17 protein-coding genes are annotated in these 20006 nt (G+C 50.7%); 2 read left to right on the forward strand and 15 right to left on the reverse strand.

Features of this window, described 5'->3' with window-relative positions:
• Positions 1 to 6 precede the first annotated feature (6 nt).
• The 9 genes from carB to murJ form a co-directional block, all read right to left on the reverse strand.
• Complete coding sequence (gene carB / locus N8M53_RS10585; RefSeq protein WP_269578751.1) at positions 7 to 3234, reverse strand: carbamoyl-phosphate synthase large subunit; 3228 nt, start codon at positions 3232 to 3234, stop codon at positions 7 to 9.
• 15 nt (positions 3235 to 3249) lie between these two features.
• Positions 3250 to 4389, reverse strand: a complete 1140-nt coding sequence (gene carA, locus N8M53_RS10590) for a glutamine-hydrolyzing carbamoyl-phosphate synthase small subunit (RefSeq protein ID WP_269578752.1) — start codon at positions 4387 to 4389, stop codon at positions 3250 to 3252.
• A gap of 466 nt (positions 4390 to 4855) precedes the next feature.
• Positions 4856 to 5659: a 4-hydroxy-tetrahydrodipicolinate reductase gene (gene dapB, locus N8M53_RS10595; RefSeq protein WP_269578753.1), complete on the reverse strand. Its 804-nt coding sequence runs from the start codon at positions 5657 to 5659 to the stop codon at positions 4856 to 4858.
• Positions 5660 to 5793: 134 nt separating this feature from the next.
• Positions 5794 to 6738 (reverse strand): 4-hydroxy-3-methylbut-2-enyl diphosphate reductase, encoded by a 945-nt coding sequence (gene ispH, locus N8M53_RS10600; RefSeq protein WP_269578754.1) that lies wholly within the window; start codon positions 6736 to 6738, stop codon positions 5794 to 5796.
• Between the two features lie 10 nt (positions 6739 to 6748).
• Positions 6749 to 7180: an FKBP-type peptidyl-prolyl cis-trans isomerase gene (gene fkpB / locus N8M53_RS10605; RefSeq protein ID WP_077605583.1), complete on the reverse strand. Its 432-nt coding sequence runs from the start codon at positions 7178 to 7180 to the stop codon at positions 6749 to 6751.
• Positions 7181 to 7224: 44 nt separating this feature from the next.
• A complete protein-coding gene (lspA, locus tag N8M53_RS10610) occupies positions 7225 to 7734 on the reverse strand; it encodes a signal peptidase II (RefSeq protein ID WP_269578755.1) in 510 nt (169 codons plus the stop codon).
• Positions 7734 to 10559, reverse strand: coding sequence for an isoleucine--tRNA ligase (ileS, locus tag N8M53_RS10615; RefSeq protein ID WP_269578756.1), 2826 nt, complete (start codon positions 10557 to 10559; stop codon positions 7734 to 7736). The genes lspA and ileS overlap by 1 nt, the downstream gene beginning before the upstream one ends.
• A 30-nt stretch (positions 10560 to 10589) precedes the next feature.
• Positions 10590 to 11525, reverse strand: coding sequence for a bifunctional riboflavin kinase/FAD synthetase (gene ribF, locus N8M53_RS10620; RefSeq protein WP_269578757.1), 936 nt, complete (start codon positions 11523 to 11525; stop codon positions 10590 to 10592).
• Positions 11526 to 11616: 91 nt separating this feature from the next.
• Positions 11617 to 13188 (reverse strand): murein biosynthesis integral membrane protein MurJ, encoded by a 1572-nt coding sequence (gene murJ, locus N8M53_RS10625; protein ID WP_420066585.1) that lies wholly within the window; start codon positions 13186 to 13188, stop codon positions 11617 to 11619.
• 285 nt (positions 13189 to 13473) lie between these two features.
• Here murJ and rpsT point away from each other — a divergent pair, with 285 nt between their 5' ends.
• Positions 13474 to 13734 carry a 30S ribosomal protein S20 gene (rpsT, locus tag N8M53_RS10630; RefSeq protein ID WP_046075100.1) on the forward strand — a complete coding sequence of 87 codons (261 nt, stop codon included), beginning with the start codon at positions 13474 to 13476 and terminating at the stop codon, positions 13732 to 13734.
• A gap of 67 nt (positions 13735 to 13801) precedes the next feature.
• On the opposite strand, the gene N8M53_RS10635 is transcribed toward rpsT, so the two are convergent.
• The 4 genes from N8M53_RS10635 to nhaA form a co-directional block, all read right to left on the reverse strand.
• Entirely contained in the window at positions 13802 to 14107 is a 306-nt protein-coding gene (locus N8M53_RS10635; protein WP_269578758.1) for an ArsR/SmtB family transcription factor, read from the reverse strand.
• Positions 14108 to 14173: 66 nt separating this feature from the next.
• Positions 14174 to 15067, reverse strand: a complete 894-nt coding sequence (gene nhaR, locus N8M53_RS10640; RefSeq protein ID WP_269578759.1) for a transcriptional activator NhaR — start codon at positions 15065 to 15067, stop codon at positions 14174 to 14176.
• 72 nt (positions 15068 to 15139) lie between these two features.
• Positions 15140 to 15415 (reverse strand): hypothetical protein, encoded by a 276-nt coding sequence (locus N8M53_RS10645; protein WP_269578760.1) that lies wholly within the window; start codon positions 15413 to 15415, stop codon positions 15140 to 15142.
• Positions 15384 to 16589 carry a Na+/H+ antiporter NhaA gene (nhaA, locus tag N8M53_RS10650; protein ID WP_269578761.1) on the reverse strand — a complete coding sequence of 402 codons (1206 nt, stop codon included), beginning with the start codon at positions 16587 to 16589 and terminating at the stop codon, positions 15384 to 15386. The genes N8M53_RS10645 and nhaA overlap by 32 nt, the downstream gene beginning before the upstream one ends.
• A gap of 419 nt (positions 16590 to 17008) precedes the next feature.
• Between nhaA and N8M53_RS10655 the strand changes: the two genes are divergently transcribed.
• On the forward strand, positions 17009 to 18157 hold the full coding sequence (locus N8M53_RS10655; protein ID WP_269578762.1) for a Na/Pi symporter: 1149 nt from the start codon (positions 17009 to 17011) through the stop codon (positions 18155 to 18157).
• A 121-nt stretch (positions 18158 to 18278) separates the two neighbouring features.
• Here N8M53_RS10655 and N8M53_RS10660 read toward each other — a convergent pair whose 3' ends face one another.
• Entirely contained in the window at positions 18279 to 19133 is an 855-nt protein-coding gene (locus N8M53_RS10660) for a thymidylate synthase (RefSeq protein ID WP_420066586.1), read from the reverse strand.
• Between the two features lie 73 nt (positions 19134 to 19206).
• A complete protein-coding gene (gene lgt / locus N8M53_RS10665; RefSeq protein ID WP_269578764.1) occupies positions 19207 to 20004 on the reverse strand; it encodes a prolipoprotein diacylglyceryl transferase in 798 nt (265 codons plus the stop codon).
• Between the last annotated feature and the right edge of the window lie 2 nt (positions 20005 to 20006).

A 20006-nucleotide genomic window follows, 5' to 3' on the forward strand; every position in this document is an offset into this window, starting at 1 on the left:
ACAGCACTACGACGTAGTCAGCACCCGTGCATGCAAAGATTGCACAGGGTTGACCTTGCTCATGTCGGCGGCCGTTAACGCCATGCACGTGGCGAAGGCGGCGTTCAGCGTAGTGGTATAATTCACCTTGGCTGCGAGCGCGCCACGGCGCAAGACTTTCGAATCTTCAATCGCTTGGCGTCCTTCCGTGGTGTTGACAATATAGCTGTACTCACCATTTTTGATGCGATCAAGAATGTGTGGCCGCCCTTCGTGCACCTTATTGACCAGACGCGGATTGATGCCCGCTTCGCCAAGGATCACCGCGGTGCCGTGGGTAGCGTCTAGCTCAAAACCAAGCTTGAGTAACTTCGCTGCCAAATCCACCACGCGCTGTTTGTCATTATTGCGCACCGATAACAAGGCCCGTCCGCCCTCACTGTAGGCTTTACCGCAAGCGAGGTCTGCTTTTGCAAAGGCTTCGGCAAAGGTGTCGCCCACGCCCATCACCTCACCGGTCGAGCGCATTTCAGGGCCCAGCAGCGGGTCAACCCCTGGGAATTTGTTGAACGGTAGCACGACCTCTTTCACCGAGTAATAAGGCGGAATCACCTCTTTAACAAACCCTTGCTCAGCCAAGGAGCGGCCAGCCATGACGCGCGCGGCGATTTTCGCCAGCGGGACACCCGTCGCTTTAGAGACAAATGGCACCGTTCGAGCGGCGCGAGGGTTAACCTCAATCAGGTAGATTTCATCATCCTTCACCGCAAACTGGGTGTTGACCAACCCGTTCACGCCTAACTCCAACGCCAGCTTGCGCACCTGTTCACGCATGCGATCTTGGATATCGTCACTTAACGTATACGCGGGCAACGAGCAGGCAGAGTCACCGGAGTGCACGCCAGCTTGCTCGATATGCTCCATAATGCCGCCAATCACGGCCGTTTCACCATCGCACACCGCATCGATATCCACTTCCGTCGCATCATCCAAGAAGTGGTCCAGCAGGACTGGCGACTCATGCGACACACTCACCGCCTCGTTGAAGTAGCGGCGCAGGTCGGTTTCATCATAGACAATTTCCATCGCCCGTCCGCCCAGTACGTAAGACGGACGCACCACCAACGGATAACCAATTTCTTTGGCTTTCTCCACCGCTTGCTCCAGTGCGGTGACTGTCGCGTTAGCAGGCTGCTTAAGGCCAAGGCGCTGCACTGCATCTTGGAAGCGCTCACGATCTTCGGCGCGGTCAATCGCGTCAGGGCTGGTTCCGATAATCGGCACGCCAGCGGCCTCTAAGTCACGTGCCAGCTTAAGTGGTGTTTGTCCGCCGTACTGAACAATCACGCCTTCTGGTTTTTCAACGTTCACAATGGCGAGTACGTCTTCCAAGGTGATCGGCTCAAAATAGAGGCGGTCTGAGGTGTCATAGTCGGTAGAAACGGTTTCTGGGTTACAGTTAACCATGATGGTTTCGAAACCGTCCTCACGCAGGGCCAATGACGCGTGGACACAGCAGTAATCGAACTCGATCCCTTGCCCAATTCGGTTTGGGCCACCGCCAATAACCATGATTTTCTTCTTATCTGTCGGCTGTGACTCACACTCTTCATCATAGGTGGAATACATATAGGCCGTATCAGACGAGAACTCAGCAGCACAGGTATCGACACGCTTATAGACAGGATGAATCTGAAATTTGTCACGCAGCTTGCGCACTTCAATTTCTGATACGCCCAACAAGGCGGCCAAACGCGCATCGGAAAAGCCTTTGCGCTTTAACTGACGCAATGCGGCTTTATTAAGCCCTGCGAAGCCCTGCTCACGCACTTGCTGCTCATGCTTGACGATGTCTTCGATTTGCACCAAGAACCAACGATCGATATTGGTCAGGTTAAACACCCCATCAACCGACATCCCTGCGCGGAAAGCATCGGCAATGTACCAAATCCGCTCTGCGCCTGGCTCTTTGAGTTCATGACGGATTTTGGTCAATGCCGTATCGTCATCCAGGTTCACCATTTCGTCAAAGCCCGCCGCCCCGACTTCTAGGCCGCGCAGTGCTTTTTGCAATGATTCTTGCTGGTTACGTCCAATCGCCATCACCTCACCCACTGACTTCATCTGGGTGGTTAAGCGGTCGTTGGCACCGGCAAATTTTTCAAAGTTAAAGCGTGGGATTTTAGTCACGACATAATCAATGGTCGGCTCGAATGACGCTGGCGTGGCACCACCGGTAATATCGTTCATCAGCTCATCAAGGGTAAAACCCACCGCCAGTTTGGCCGCCACTTTGGCAATCGGGAAGCCGGTTGCTTTTGACGCGAGCGCAGAAGAGCGTGACACGCGTGGGTTCATCTCGATGATCACCATACGGCCATTTTTGGGGTTAATACCAAATTGTACGTTCGAACCGCCGGTTTCAACGCCAATTTCGCGCAGCACCGCCAGTGATGCATTACGCATCAATTGGTATTCTTTGTCGGTCAGGGTCTGTGCCGGTGCGACCGTGATAGAGTCACCCGTGTGAACCCCCATGGCGTCGAAGTTTTCAATCGAGCAGACAATGATGCAGTTATCATTTTTATCCCGCACCACTTCCATTTCGTACTCTTTCCAGCCAATGAGTGACTCATCGATGAGCAACTCATTGGTGGGAGATAAATCGAGCCCTCGCTCGCAAATCTCTTTAAACTCTTCTTGGTTGTAGGCAATGCCCCCGCCAGTGCCGCCCATGGTAAAGGAGGGGCGGATAATACAAGGAAAGCCCACTTCGTCGAGCACCTTGTGCGCTTCATCCATGCTGTGGGCGATGCCCGCACGCGGACAATCCAAACCGATGCTTTGCATCGCCTCATCAAAGCGATGACGGTCCTCGGCTTTATCAATCGCATCAGCCGTGGCGCCAATCATTTCCACGCCAAACTCGGCTAACACGCCATGACGCTCAAGATCCAGAGCGCAGTTCAAACCTGTCTGGCCACCCATGGTCGGCAGCACAGCATCCGGACGCTCTTTCTCGATAATGTGTTTCACCACTTGCCACTGAATAGGTTCAATGTAAGTGGCATCGGCCATCTCTGGATCGGTCATGATAGTGGCTGGATTGGAGTTCACTAGAATGACACGATAACCCTCTTCGCGCAGGGCTTTACACGCTTGCGCCCCTGAGTAGTCAAATTCGCAGGCTTGGCCAATGATGATAGGGCCTGCACCCAAGATAAGAATGCTTTTTATGTCTGTGCGTTTTGGCATGCTCAACGACTCCGATTAGGCGCGATGTTGTTTGATAAGATCGATAAAGTGATCAAAAAGAGGGGCAGCATCATGCGGCCCTGGGCTTGCCTCGGGGTGCCCTTGGAAGCTAAATGCGGGCTTGTCGGTGCGATGAATACCTTGCAAACTTCCATCAAATAAAGACACATGGGTCGCGCGCAGCGTTTCTGGCAGGCTGTCTTTATCGGCGGCAAAGCCATGGTTCTGGCTGGTGATCATCACCACGCCACGGTCTATGTCTTTCACTGGATGGTTAGCGCCATGGTGGCCAAACTTCATTTTTACTGTCTTCGCGCCGCTCGCCAGTGCCAATATCTGATGACCCAGGCAAATACCAAAGACAGGCACGCCTTCTTCTAAAAACGCTTGTGTTGCCTCAATGGCATAATCACATGGTGCTGGGTCGCCGGGGCCATTAGATAAGAAAACACCATCCGGGTTCATCGCCAACACCTCATCAGCCGGTGTCGTCGCCGGCACCACGGTCAAGCGACAGCCACGGTCAACTAACATGCGCAAAATATTGCGTTTAGCACCAAAGTCATAGGCCACCACGTGATAGGGCAACTCGCTCTCTGGTGTAGCGTCAGGCAAGCCTTGATGAAGCTGCCAAGAGCCTTGTGTCCAGCTGTAGCTTTCTTTGGTGGTCACTTCTTTGGCGAGATCCATTCCCTTCAAGCCAGGAAAGTCCTGCGCTTTCGCCAGAGCCAATGCCTCATCCACACTATCACCAGCCACAATACAGCCATTCTGAGCACCCTTTTCACGCAATAATCGCGTAAGTTTGCGCGTATCAATATCGGCAATGCCGAGAATGTTGTGATGTTTGAGGTAATCAGAAAGGGATTGTTGATTGCGGAAGTTGCTGGCTAACAGGGGGAGATCACGAATGACGAGGCCTTGGGCGTGGACTTGGCTAGATTCTTCGTCTTCGGTGTTGGTGCCGGTGTTGCCAATGTGGGGATAGGTGAGTGTCACGATCTGACGGGAATAAGAGGGGTCGGTTAGTATTTCTTGATACCCCGTCATCGAGGTATTGAAAACCACTTCTCCCACCGCGGTGCCATCAGCGCCGATCGGGGTACCGTGGAACACTGTCCCATCTTCTAGGACTAAGAGCGCAGACTTGCTCAAGACAACCTCCAGTTATATAGAAATGCACTTTTTACGACTAACGTTGCATTCACGTATTCCATCTAAGATCAAAACCCGCGTCAAGCTGAATTTTGACAAATTGCGCGCATTCTATGGATGCATCGGCTACCTGTCAATCGAAGCACAACATTTTTCTTTATTTTATTAGTCACTCACTAACAAAGCACCATCAAAGCACCATAAAAACAAACTTAAACCACGATTTGCGGGCAAAAAGCATCCAAGTGACGCATTAGGATTTTTTTATTGCTCGTTTTTTCTCTCTTTAAAATAAAATCAATCTCGCAAACGTTTACCTTGCATGACTAAATACTGATGAAAGCAACTTTGTCGCTTAAAGCTCACGAGAGGCGTGTAAAGAACAAGAAATAAGGGAATGAAAAGCACATGTGGAAAAGCAAACAAGAGAGGATAAAAAAACATCGCGCCGAAGCGCGATGAATAATTATTTAAGATTGAGGACATCTTGCATCGTGTATAAACCGCGTTGATGCTGATTGAGCCATACCGCGGCACGTACCGCCCCTTTAGCAAAGGTATTACGGTTAGAGGCCTTGTGGGTGATTTCTACACGCTCGCCAATATCGGCAAACATCGCTGTGTGTTCGCCGACAATGTCCCCAGCTCGAATGGTCGCAAAGCCAATCTCGTCTTTACTCCGCTCGCCAGTGATCCCCTCACGGGCATAAACCGCCACATCACTAAGCTGGTTCCCCATCGCACCGGCGATCGCTTCACCCATACCTAATGCAGTACCTGATGGTGCGTCCACTTTATGGCGATGGTGCGCTTCAACAATTTCAATGTCGCACTCGTCTCCCATCACTTTCGCCGCCTGCTCAAGTAACTTGAAGACAAGATTCACACCAACACTGTAGTTGGGTGCCATCACCATGGCTGTTGAGACTGCAGCCTTTTCAATGGTTTGTTTTTGCGCCTCATCAAAGCCTGTGGTGCCGATGACCAGTTGCTTACCGGCTTCTTGGCACAGCGTTAAATTAGCCAAGGTTGCAGCGGGAGCAGTAAAATCAATCACCACATCAAAGTCGTCACTGACTTTACGCAAATCGTCCACCACATTCACTCCCAAACGGCCGATCCCTGCCAACTCGCCTGCATCGGTACCAACTAAGCTAGATTCAGGCCTTTCGCTCGCCGCTCCTAACACGGCGTCTGGATACTGTGAAACCGCTTGAATGAGGTTGCGCCCCATGCGTCCGGCCGCACCGGCTATGGCAATACGTACCATGATTTTCCCCTTTGTCACTCTGCCAGTATACTGGCTCCTTCTTGGTAGCCAATCACTCTAGCGCGTTCCTTGACACTTGTATATTGGCGAAAAAAAGGGAAGCGTTCGCTCCCCTATCTTTATTGACCATTACTCTAGGTGACTTCACGAATTTGTAGCTCTTTAGGTACTTCAAAAAACATGTTTTCTTCACGCCCAGCAAGGTTATCAACATGTGTCGCACCCAGCTGCTTGATCCGCTCGATAATTTGATCCACTAGCTCTTCTGGCGCCGAGGCGCCGGCCGTGATCCCAACCGTCTGCTTGCCTTCAAACCAGGCCGGATCAATATCTTCTGCCGTGTCAGTTAAATAACCTGGCGTCCCCAGTTTTTCGGACAGCTCGCGCAGACGGTTTGAGTTGGAGCTGTTTTTTGAGCCAACCACCACCATCACATCACAGCTTTGCGCTAAATCGCGCACTGCGTCTTGGCGGTTCTGGGTGGCATAACAAATGTCGTCTTTGCGTGGTCCTTGGATGTTAGGAAACACCTTACGCAGAGTATCAATCACATCCGCCGTTTCGTCGACCGACAGGGTGGTTTGACTGACATAATGCAGGTTATCGGGGTCGTTCACCTCCAAGGTATACACATCCTCTGGGGTTTCGACCAAATACATCCCACCGGTTTCACTGGCGTATTGTCCCATGGTGCCTTCCACTTCTGGGTGACCAGCGTGACCAATCAGTACCACTTCCATGTTCTTACGGCTGGCGCGGGCCACTTCCATATGCACTTTAGTTACCAGCGGACACGTAGCGTCAAACACGGTTAACTGACGCGACTTGGCCTCATTGCGCACGGCCTGAGACACGCCGTGGGCGGAGAAAATCACAATATTGTCATCGGGGACTTCGCTGATCTGCTCAACAAAAATCGCCCCGCGCTGTTTTAAGCCTTCCACCACAAAGCGGTTGTGTACCACTTCATGACGGACATAAATGGGAGGTTGGTAGATTTCCAGCGCTCGCTCAACAATACTGATGGCACGGTCAACCCCTGCGCAAAAGCCACGGGGATTGGCAAGTAAGATCTTCATGTGTCCGCCTTTATTGCACACTTATAATTTCAACGTCAAAAATGACGGTTTTCCCAGCCAGTGGGTGATTAAAATCAACCGTAACAGAATCCCCAGTGACTGCGGTAATGATCCCTGGGATCTCCTGTCCTTGAGGCCCACTAAAGGCGATGATCGCCCCTTCCTCTGCCGGCGTTTCTCCGCCAAAGTGGCGGCGATCCATGTGATGGATGTTATCCGGGTTAGGTTGGCCGAATGCGTCCTCTGGCGCTAAGGTGAAGCTGCTCGACTCCCCTTCTTTTAAACCAAGAAGGCACGTTTCAAAGTTTTCCGTCAAGCTGCCATCGCCCATGACCAGCTTCGCCGGTTTGCCGGCATTATGGGTGGTGTCGGCGACCGAACCATCTTCTAGTTTGATGGTAAAGTGCATAATGACTTCACTAGATGCTGTGATTGCTGTCATGATTCATCCTTTTAGAACGTCGCGGTAATGGGGATAGATACGCATCATCCTTGTTTAGTCGATGACTGGCCTTGACGAAAACTATCCAAGATGATTAATGCCGCTCCCACGCAAATCGCCGAGTCGGCGAGGTTAAACGCTGGCCAGTGCGAATTACCGAGGTAAAAATCAAGAAAGTCAATCACATAGCCATGAACAAGGCGATCGAACAGGTTGCCTAGCGCCCCGCCAATGATCATGGCATAAGCGATATTGATCATGCGTTTATTGGCCGGGGTATGCCGCATCCAATACGCCAATAGCCCGCTGACACCCAGCGCAATGACACTGAACAGCCAGCGTTGCCAGCCACCCGCATCACTTAAAAAACTAAACGCCGCGCCATGGTTGTGCACATACGTTAGGTTAAAGAAAGGCAATACTTCGATGCGGTGAGCAAACCCATATTCCATGGTTTGCATCACTAGCCATTTACTGCCGATATCAAGTGCAAAGACCAGCGGCGCCAGCCAAAGCCAGCGCCAACCTGATTGCGAGAGGGAAAGAGTCTGCATCACGCAAATTGGCGGCTTTCGCCTTCTCCTGCAATATTGGTCACACAGCGGCCACAGATCTCTTCATGACCTGCAATGGTGCCGACGTCAGCAACATGGTGCCAACAGCGCTCACATTTAGCCGCACTCGATGCCGCCACTTCCACGGCTAAACCGTCAAGCTCCGTCTGCGTGGCAGACGCTGGCGCGTCACCGGCAACCACGGTCGCTTTCGAGGTCAGCAATACAAAGCGAAGCTCATCACCCATCAAGCGCAGCTTCTCGGCAAAATCAGCAGGTGCATAGAGCGTGACTTCCGCTTCTAACGAGCCGCCAATGACTTTTTCGTTACGTGCTTGCTCCAAGGTCTTGTTCACCGCATCACGCACATTAAGCAGTTTCGCCCAGAACGCTTGGTTGAGCACAGCCTGCTGATCAAGGTCAAATAAGCCGTCGTACCAGACTTCGGTGAAGACAAACTGGTTGCGCTCACCCGGCATTTCATTCCAGATCTCATCGGCGGTAAATGACATAATCGGTGCCATCCAGCGTACCAGTGCTTCCACGATGTGGAACAGCGCCGTTTGACAGCTGCGGTGCGCATGGCTGCCTGCTTTGGCCGTGTACTGGCGATCCTTGATGATATCGAGGTAGAACGAGCCCATTTCAATCGAGCAGAACTGCATCAAACGCTGCGTCACTTGGTGGAAGTTACACGCATCATACGCAGCAGTGATCTCTTGTTGCGCCTCAAGTGCGCGGCTCACTGCCCAGCGATCAACCGCCACCAAGTCTTCTGGTGCAACCAAGTCAGTTTTAGGATCAAAACCGTGTAGGTTAGCAAGCAAGAAACGCGAGGTATTGCGGATACGACGATAAGCATCGGCACTGCGTTTTAGAATTTCATCCGACACGCTAATTTCGCCAGTGTAATCAGTTGATGCCACCCACAAGCGAAGAATGTCAGCCCCAAGCTTGTTCATCACATCTTGCGGCATGATGGTGTTACCCAGCGACTTCGACATTTTGCGACCGTTGCCATCAACGGTGAAGCCATGCGTCAGTACGCGGCGGTAAGGCGCTTGGCCTTTAATTGCCACTGACGTCATCAGCGATGATTGGAACCAGCCGCGGTGTTGATCCGAGCCTTCCAAGTACATATCGGCTTCTTGACCGTTAAACTCATCACGCTGATTCACAACGGCATAATGCGTCGCACCAGAATCAAACCACACATCCAGGGTGTCCAAAACTTTCTCGTACTGGTCAGCGTCATCGCCTAACAGTTCGTTAAGATCGAGATCCCACCACGCTTGAATACCGGCTTTTTCTACACGCTGAGCCACCTGCTCAATCAGGTTGAGCGTATCCGGGTGTAGCTCGGAGGTTTCTTTATGCACGAACAGTGCGATGGGTACGCCCCAAGTACGCTGACGAGAAATACACCAGTCTGGACGCCCTTCCACCATCGACTCAATGCGGCTTTGTCCCCAGTCCGGGATCCACTCAACGTTCTTAATCTCTTGCAACGCTTTGTCACGCAGACCCGCTTTGTCCATGGCAATAAACCATTGTGGCGTCGCGCGGAAAATGATCGGTGTTTTGTGGCGCCAGCAATGCGGGTAGCTGTGCTCATAAGCGTGATGATGCAGCAACGCTCCGTGTGTTTTCAGCGCTTCAATCACATTGTCGTTGGCTTTGAACACGTGTTGACCGGCAAACAGTGGCGTGTCCGGCAGATAAACACCATTGCTGCCAACTGGGTTAGCCACTTCGAGATCGTATTTTTGTCCCACCACAAAGTCTTCTTGACCATGGCCCGGCGCTGTGTGAACCACACCCGTACCGGATTCGGTGGTGACATGATCACCCAGGATCACTGGCACATCAAAATCGTAAAAAGGATGCTGCACGCGTTGAAGCTCTAGCGCTTCACCTTTACAGAAACCAAGGTTGTGATAGTGCTCAATGCCAGCGCGATCCATCACATCTTTTGCCAGCTCTGCGGCAAGGATCAAGCGCTGTGGCTGGTCACCTTCAACCTGCACCAATACATATTCCAAGTCCGCCGCAACGGCAACCGCTCGGTTTGCAGGCAAAGTCCAAGGGGTCGTGGTCCAGATCACCGCTGATACTGGGCCTTCGCCTTGGTGATCGCCCGCCAATGTAAATACGTTGACCAATGCTTGCTCATCAACCGCTCGGAAAGTCACATCAATAGACGGTGATGTCTTATCTTGGTATTCAACTTCGGCTTCAGCGAGTGCCGAGCCACAGTCTGTACACCAATGCACAGGCTTGAAGCCTTTGTGTAGGTGGCCATTACCAGCAATTTTACCCAATGCACGGATAATATTGGCTTCGGTATTAAAATCCATGGTCAGGTAAGGCTTATCCCACTCACCTAACACGCCAAGGCGTTTAAAGTCCGCTTTTTGGCCTTCCACTTGTTTGGCGGCATATTCGCGGCACTTTTCACGGAACTCGGCGGTAGAAATTTTCTGACCTGGCTTGCCGACTTTTTTCTCTACCATCAACTCGATAGGCAGACCGTGGCAGTCCCAGCCAGGGACGTACGGTGCGTCATAGTCCGCCAGCGTTTTCGATTTAATAATAATGTCTTTGAGAATTTTATTAACAGAGTGACCAATATGAATGTTGCCGTTCGCGTACGGAGGACCGTCGTGCAAAATAAATGTTTTTTTGCCTTTCTTCGCTTGACGGATTGCACCGTAAAGATCTTCATCGTACCAACGCTTGAGCATATCAGGCTCACGCTTAGCAAGATTACCTCGCATCGGAAACGCGGTTTCCGGCAGGTTTAAGGTATCTTTGTAGTCACTCATTGATTATTGATTCCGTATGGAGGTTACACTCTAGACATTATTGGCATCAGCCAGCCACGCACGCGCGGCTGATGCATCTCGTTGAATTTGCATTTTCAAAGCGTCAACTGACGCAAATTTGGTTTCATCACGCAACTTATGTAACAAACTCACTTCAAGCTGTTTGCCGTATAAGTCGAGCGTGTGATCAAAAAGGTGCACTTCGAGTTGCTGGCGCGTGCCGTTGACCGTAGGGCGGTTTCCTACATTCGCCACCCCAGGCAATGATTGCCCATTGATGGCCACCGTTACCGCATAGACGCCAGAAACGGGCGAGACCCGGCGCTTAAGCAACACATTCGCCGTAGGAAAACCAATGGTTCGTCCTAGTTTGCGCCCATGGGCAACTCGACCACAGATACTGTATGGGCGCCCCAGCATATCGGCCGCGGCTTTCATCTCACCGGCGGAAAGCGCATCACGAATCGCGGTGCTACTCACGCGACGATCACTGACACAAAAACTTTCGGTGCTGACAACTGCAAAGTCATGCTCTTGTCCGGCTTGCACTAAACGGGAAAAGTCGCCCGCTCGCTTGAGACCAAAACGAAAGTCATCACCCACCACCAGAAACTTAACACCCAATTGATTGACCAACAAGCGGTCAACAAAGGCATCGGGGCTCATCGCAGCGAATGCCGGGGTAAAACTCACGCACAACAGCCTATCGACCCCCAGCTTAGCAAGCTGAGTATATTTATCGCGTAATCGCGATAGACGAGCGGGGGCATGTTCACCCAAAAATAGCTCAAGCGGTTGTGGCTCAAACAGCATCACAGTCGCAGGCAGCCCGAGCGCTCTCGCTTTTTCCACCACTTGACGCAAAACCGCTTGGTGGCCCAAGTGGACACCATCGAAATTACCGATGGTCAGTACACAGCCTCGGTGTTGCGTCCGGATGTTGTGGATACCGCGAATTAATTCCATTGCCTGCTGACTATTTGAACTATTAAAACTGGCGGATTATATACTAGTCGGCGCTGGCAATCAGCCCTGGATTGATAATCCGCGTTTTCTATTACCCATGGTGGCGAATGTCACTCAATCTCACTCCTGTCAACAACGCCGTGACAAGATACAGTGCCCCACCACCTACAATCAGTCCTGCGAGCGTGACGCTGCGCGATAGCAAAGACATCGACACCCACTGAGACAGCGCTGGCATCACAAGGTACAACCCAATGATCATCACACTTACCGCCAAGAGCAGCTTAACAATAAAGCCAATGGTTGCACGTGATAACCGGTAAATACCCTGACGGTGTAGCCCTTGATAGAGGAGCCCTGCGTTGATAACTGCCGATAATGCGGTAGCTATCGCAAGCCCGACATAACTAAATAAGTAAGCAAAAATGGCGTTAAAAACCATGTTACTCACCATGGCAATGACCCCGTATTTAACAGGCGTTTTGGTGTCTTGACGGGCATAGTAACCAGGCGCAAGCACCTTGATCACCATAAAGTTAACCAGACCACAGGCATACGCCATCAGTGATAGACTTGCCGCCTGAACATCGGGCACACCAAACTCGCCCCGCATAAAGAGTACCATCAGCATCGGTTTTGCCAGCACGATGAGCCCAGCCATCGCCGGGATCCCAAGCAACAACACCATGCGTACGCCCCAATCCATCGTGGCGGCAAATTGCTTAGGCGATTGATCAACATGCTTTTTCGATAACGCTGGCAAGATAACGGTGGCAATGGCAATACCAAACAAACCGAGCGGAAACTCAAGCAAGCGGTCAGAGTAGTACAGCCAACTGATTGAGCCAGTCATCAAGAAACTGGCGATAAAGGTATCGAATAATAGGTTAATTTGGCTTACTGAGACGCCAAACAATGCAGGGATCATAAGCTGGCGTATTTTCACAACCCCAGGATGGCGCCATCCCCATTTAGGTTTTACCAACATCCCCTCTTGCGATAAAAAAGGCAGTTGAAACAAAAGCTGCACCGCGCCCCCAACAAACACACCAATCGCCAGGCCGATTTCTGGTTGAGCAAGGTGTGGAGAAAGCCCAATCGCCGCTGCAATGATGGCGATATTCAAAAAAACGGGGGTGAAGCTTGAAACCGCAAACTTATTAAAGGTATTTAGGATCGCCCCTGATAGCGCCACAAAAGTAATAAACCACAAATAAGGGAACGTAATTTTGAGCATCAAGCTGGCAAGCTCGAATTTAGCCCCATCAGGTCGCCCTTCTAACCAATCAACAAACCACCCGGTACCAAACAGCGCCGCTAACACTGGCGAGCCGATCACCCCGAGCAAGGTGACAAGGGTGACCAGCCCTCCTAAGGTTCCGACCACATTGGCCACCAGCTCACGCGATTGCGAGCGAGTGTCGTCATCTTTATCTAGCGCTTGGTATTCCGTCAATACAGGGACAAACGCTTGTGAGAAAGCCCCTTCCGCGAACAAACGGCGCAGAAAGTTCGGAATTTTATTGGCAAAAAAGAACACATCGGCGGCCGCCCCAGCCCCCATCAAGTTCGCAATGACCACATCGCGCACCAGTCCTAAAACTCGGGACACCAATGTCATGGTGCTCACGATGAGCCCAGAGCGTAAAAGTCGCTTACTCACGGTTACCTCTTGAAAACACGTGCCCAATACGCGTCACTGTCGCGCTTTCTTTTTTCTTCGTCACGCCGAACAACCGCAGACAGAGAGAAGAAATGGAAATATAGGTGACGTCGGGGCTGAAATGCTGATAGAATCAGCCGCCATATTAACTGTGATAACCCCGCAGCGCCAACACATCGTTGGAGCGGCGGATCTTTGCACAAATGAATTGACAATAGAGGTAAAAAGAGGCATAGTCCTCCGCCTTGAAATGTCACCGAACAAAAAGATTTGGGAGTTAGACCCTTGGCGAATATCAAATCTGCTAAGAAGCGTGCGATCCAGTCTGAGAAGCGTCGCCAGCACAACGCAAGCCGTCGCTCTATGATGCGCACTTATATGAAGAAAACTGCTTCAGCTATCGCTGCAGGCGACAAAGAAGCGGCAACTGCTGCTTTTGCACAAGTTCAGCCTATTCTTGATCGTTCAGCCACCAAAGGCCTGATCCACAAGAACAAAGCAGCTCGTTACAAAGCAGCATTCGCAGCACAAATTAAAGCGCTGTAATTTTGCTCTTTGCAAAGCGATAAAAAAAACCGGCCTCGGCCGGTTTTTTTATTGCTTAAGGATGGGGTCAATCCACGGTTTCCTTACAATACAGGTCATGTAATAACTGGATAACCGCCTCAACTTCATGGCTTTTTAGCGAGTAATACACGGTTTGCGCTTCTTTACGCGTGACGACTAGGCCGTCTTTACGAAGCCAAGCAAGGTGTTGAGACAACGCGGACTGACTCAAAGGCACGCGCTCCACCAGCTGCCCTACTGACAACTCTCCTTGCAATAAATAACACAGAATGAACAGGCGCTTTTCGTTGGCCATGGCCTTGAGCAAGTTTACCGCCTTCGGCCCATTCTGCTGCATACGGGCTAAATCCATTCAACTTCCATCATTGATTAATACTCATTGCCGTGAGTCTAGCACGATCTTTATGTCTGTCTGTAACTAAACAAATAAGCGATTGTAATCTGCCTCACAAATCCGCTTGACCGCTGGGTGCTGGATCATCCGTTCAGCGAATATTACATAATACTCTTCTTTAACTGCGCTCAGCTCGACAATTTGTACAGCCTGCCCCAAGCGGGTCACTTCTTCAGCATAAGTGGTGGGAGCAATAAATAACGCCTGATGGCTAATGCCAAAAGCTTTCATTAGTGCAGAGTCATCAAACTCACCCAATATGTTTGGGACAATCCCCTGCTGATCAAACCATTGGCTGAGTTTGCGTCCCATGGCCGTTGCTTTGCTCGGCATCAGTACCTTTTGCGTCGCCAAACGGATCGGTAGCGGGACATCGGGTGGCTCTGCGGGATTAGAGGAATACAAACTCATGCTGCTCTCACCAAGCTTGACGCTAAAAAGCCCTGCCTGTTGTGTGGAATCGACCGGACAATCGGACAGGATCATGTCCAACTTATGCTGAGAAAGCTGTTCGAGTAGCATCTCGTGCGTCGATTCAAAACAGCGTAAATGGATGGCATTATCGTTCGGAATAGCGTGAAGTAAAATCTGGCTAATCAGTCGCTTAGATAAAGCATCGGCCACGCCAACATCAAATAAGATGTTTTCTTGTTGGCTATAGTTAACGATATCCAGCATCTCATAACTTAAGCCAAACATCCGATCCGCATACTGAAAAACGAGCTGACCCAGCTCCGTGGGCTCAACATAACGGCCATTGCGTTTGGTGAGCTTGCCATTTAAGCGCTGTTCCAACGCTCGGATTTGCCCCGTTACTGTTTGTGGTGTTAAACAAAGTTTGTCCGCCCCTTGGGTGATCGAACCTTGCTTGCAGACCATCCAAAAATAGTAGAGGTGGTTGTAATTAAGATGCGCCATGCTGATTGATAAAAAAACGCCAGACGAGCAGCTTACGCTGCCCCTCTGGCGCCTTCAAGTTCCATACGCGTTTTAGTCTTTCACATCATCTTTATCAAGCGGCTTTCTCACCCGCTCTCCGGCACGATGCTCTAATGCACGCTCTGAAAAGCTCGACCCATTTTCGGCTTTGTCTTTACCGTTTAATGAAGCCGTCATTGCTTTTCCATCTGCCACGCCCGCTAAGTAGGCTTGGCACACGTCGCTGTTATCCTTTTCTCCGTGGCAGTACATCTCTTGGTTCGCCGCCATGGCAGAGCCAGAGACGGCAACCAGGCTAGTAATCAATGCTAGTGTCGCCTTCTTCATACTCGTCTCCTTGTTCATCAGCAAGCGCGCTGGCTGGCGGCAGTGCAAAATGCAAAACCACGTAGCCTATTACCGCTGCTAGGGTTGATCCTATCAAGATCCCTAGACGAGAGAGTGTGACGAACTCGCCATTCACACCGACGAATGCCAGTGACGAGATAAAAATAGACATAGTAAAGCCAATACCACAAAGCACTGACACGGCGAAGATGTGGGTAAAATTCACACGTGCTGGTAATTTGGCAATGCCCAGTTTCACCGCTGCCCAGCTAAAGCTAAATATACCCAAAGGCTTACCAATCAGCAGACCCAATGCAATACCTAGCGGCAACATTTCGGTTAAGTTAGCCAGCGATACGCCATCTAACGACACCCCAGCATTGGCAAAGGCAAAGATGGGCAGTATCAAGTACGACACATAAGGGTGAAGGGCGTGCTCCATTTTTTTCAACGGTGAAGGATCATCATCCGTTTTCCCCTTAAGTGGGATGGCAAAGCCAAGCACGACACCGGCAAGGGTAGCGTGAACACCTGACTGTAAAACACTGAACCACAGCACCAAGCCGACTACCACATAGGCAGTGATACTGGTGACTTTGCGCATATTCATCGCCACCAAGACTAAGGTGGCAGCAAACGCACTGGCTAACGCAACCACTGACAAATCACTGCTGTAGAACAGTGCGATGATCACTATCACGCCAAGGTCATCGATAATCGCAAGTGCCAACAAGAACACTTTCAACGCCAATGGAACGCGGTTACCCAATAGCGCTAGCACCCCCAAAGCAAACGCAATATCCGTTGCTGCAGGAATAGCCCATCCCGATACGGCGAGTGGATCGCCCCAGTTAAACGCGAGATAAACCAATGCAGGTGCAAGCATGCCTCCAACAGCAGCCACTGCAGGGAACGTCGCTTTGTCTTTTGAGTTTAAGGCGCCTTGCACCAACTCACGCTTCACTTCCAAACCAATCAGCAGGAAAAAAATCACCATCAAGCCATCATTGATCCAGTGACCAACTGATAAACCGGCTATGTAGGTATGAAGGGTGCTGTCATATAAAGGCTGTAGATCCGAGTTCGCTACGAACATCGCCAATACCGCCGCAACAATCAGCACAATACCTCCTGCGGATTCCATTTTCAGAAACTGACGAATGACATCAGTCATTTAAGCACTCCATACAAAAAAAGTGGATTTCCGTAGTCTAGTCAGCCAGACCACTTTTAGAAAAATCGTTTGTTCTGATAGTAAACATCGGAAAAACCGATATCAAAACTAACTTACCATTGATTTATTCGCAGTCTAATCTTTTTTAACCTTGCTGACCGCCCTGTGTCTAGCATAGTGTCAACGTGCACCTCCCTGTTACATTTTTTACACGGATTTTTTTACTGCACCGAACGGGCACAAATAGCACTTAAAATCAGCAAGCTAACTGACGCTAATTCCGCTGATAACCTCGCCCAGATCGGATTTTCAAACCACTGCAGTATTTGTGTCATATTTCTGAAATATTACCTTCTTACTATCGCGGCAGATTTTTGCTTTGACACTAAACTGACACTGAACTGTCACGGAGATATCTTATGACTCCCCATGCTACAGCGGTAGAGGCAACCCAGAGCTCCTCAAATTGGTTCCGTTGGACCAAGCTTGCCGTCATGCTTTACCTCCTACTGGTGGCCGTTGCCATGGTAGGAAGCGGCTTTAAATGGGCCGTCGGCGACGAAGCTAAGACGCTCTTCGCGTTCGCTTCTCATCCCGTAGCTGGCTTAATGATTGGTATTGTTGCTACCGCATTGATCCAGTCGTCAAGTACAGTCACCTCTATTATAGTTGGCTTAGTCGCGGGTGGCCTCCCCGTTGAAGCCGCGATTCCAATGGTAATGGGGGCAAACGTAGGCACCTCGGTGACTAACACCATCGTCAGCCTTGGTCATGCCCGCTGTAAGGTGGAGTTCAGTCGCGCATTTAGCTGCGCCACCGTTCATGATTTCTTCAACCTGTTCGCCGTTGCTATCTTCCTGCCATTAGAGATGGCGTTCGGTTTGCTGAATAAGATTTCCGAGTGGTTAGTTTCGCCGCTGACGCAAGCCAGTGACATGAGCATCAAAGGTTTGAACTTTGTTAAGCCACTGACAAAACCTGTGGTTAACGCAGTGCAATCACCGCTTGAAGCCGCCCTGCCAGGTAACATTGGTGGTGTTATCATGATTGTCATGGGGATTGCTGCCATTGTGATTGCGATTACCATCATGGGCAAAGTGATGAAAAAGCTGATGGTTGGTCGCGCCAAAGACATGCTGAAAAACGCGATTGGTCGTGGCCCACTACATGGTATTTTCTCAGGCTCAGTGGTCACTGTTTTGGTACAGTCTTCATCGACAACCACCAGCTTAATGGTGCCACTAGTCGGCTCAGGGGTGCTGAAAGTCCGTGACATCTATCCGTTCACCTTAGGCGCCAACATTGGTACTTGTATTACGGCCCTACTCGCTGCCACAGCGGTTACTGGTGAATTCGCGGTCTTTGCCCTACAAATTGCGTTGGTGCACTTAAGCTTCAATATCTTGGCTACGACACTTATCTTCGGTATTCCGTTCTTGCGTGAGTTACCGCTCAAAGGTGCCGAGTGGTTAGGCCAGTTGGCGGCCAAATCAAAAGCAGCGGTACTGGCTTACATCAGCCTCGTCTTTGTGATTGTTCCAGGAAGCATTGTGCTGTTGTCACAGTGATTGCCTGACGAAGCCTTAGATTCAAAAAACCACCGCTTAAGCGGTGGTTTTTTTATTGGCTCTGCGGCACTGGAACTAGATAGAGTATCGCGATATACCGCGTTAGTCCGGTACGACACCATTAAATGGCGATCGGTGCTTTGATAGTCGGATGTGGGTCGTATCCCTCAATCTCAAAGTCATCAATACAATAGTCAAAAATAGAGGCAGGTTTACGCTTGATCACCAATCGAGGTAGCGCACGTGGTTCACGTTTAAGTTGCTCGTAAACAATCTCGTCGGTCAGGTGGTTATGATAAAGGTGTACATCCCCAAAGGTGTGCACAAAGTCACCCACCTCTAAGCCACACTGCTGCGCAACCATATGCGTAAACAATGCATAGCTGGCAATATTGAATGGTACGCCCAAGAAGTAGTCAGCACTGCGTTGATAAAGCTGGCATGAGAGCTTGCCATCAGCCACGTAGAACTGGAACAAGCAATGACAAGGGGCTAAGGCCATCTTGCCTTGTTCGGCGTTCTCAGTTGGGCTTATCGACTCATCTGGCAAATCAGCAGGATTCCAGGCGGTGATGATATGACGACGTGAATTAGGTTTCGTTTTAATTTGCTCGATCAGTTGCTCGATTTGATCCACGGTCGAGCCATCTGGACACGCCCAAGAGCGCCACTGCGCGCCATAAACGGGGCCAAGATCGCCGCTTTCGGTTGCCCACTCATCCCAGATACGCACCTTGTTATCTTGCAAATACTGCACGTTAGTATCGCCGTTAAGGAACCACAAAAGCTCATGGATAATGGCGCGCGTGTAGAGTTTCTTGGTGGTCAGTAGCGGAAAGCCAGCGGCGAGATCAAACCGCAGTTGCCGACCAAACACAGACCGTGTTCCCACGCCAGTGCGATCCCCTCTATCCGTCCCATTATCGAGAATATCCTGCATCAAAGCCTGATACTGCTTCATAGTGTTTCCTATCATTGGCCAAACGAACAAAAGGCACCGCTGAGGTGCCTTGGTGTATTACTTACTATAACCGATTCACGCTATTCGGTCACTTGGCGGGTTGACGACGGTACGCCCATCCCACCATCACAGCCCCCGCAATGATCATCGGTAATGATAACAGCTGCCCCATACTGAAAATGCCGGCGAACAAGCCTAGGTGAGCATCGGGTTCACGGAAATACTCGACAATAAAGCGGAAAGTCCCGTAGCCAGCCAAGAAAAGCCCCGAGACGGCCCCCATAGGTCGGGGCTTTTGGATGTAGAGGTTGAGGATGATAAATAGCACCACCCCCTCTAACGCAAACTCATAGAGCTGTGAAGGGTGACGCGGCCAAGGGCCTCCCGTTGGAAATACCATCGCCCAAGGCACATCGGTAACCCGTCCCCAGAGCTCACCATTAATAAAATTCCCTAAGCGCCCCGCCCCAAGGCCAAACGGCACCAAAGGAGCGATAAAGTCGGCGACGGTAAAAAAATGGCGCTGGGTCTTGCGCGCATACCACGCCATCGCAGTAATCACACCCAACAGGCCGCCGTGGAAGGACATGCCACCTGTCCACACTTTGAATAAAAACAACGGGTCAGCAACAAAGGCGTCAAACTGATAAAACAAGACATAGCCAATACGTCCCCCGAGAACCACGCCCAGGAAGCCGGCAAAAAGCAGATCACTGACCTCTTCTTTGCTCCAACCGCTATTCGGTTTGGCCGCACGATGATTCGCGAGCCACAAGGCGAACACAAAGCCAAGCAAATACATTAAGCCGTACCAGCGCACGGCTACCGGACCAAGTTCAAATAAGATGGGGTCGATTGACGGAAAGGTGATGTAGCCTTCGGCCATGG

This window comes from Salinivibrio kushneri (assembly GCF_027286325.1).
Taxonomy (GTDB): Bacteria; Pseudomonadota; Gammaproteobacteria; order Enterobacterales; family Vibrionaceae; genus Salinivibrio; species Salinivibrio kushneri_A.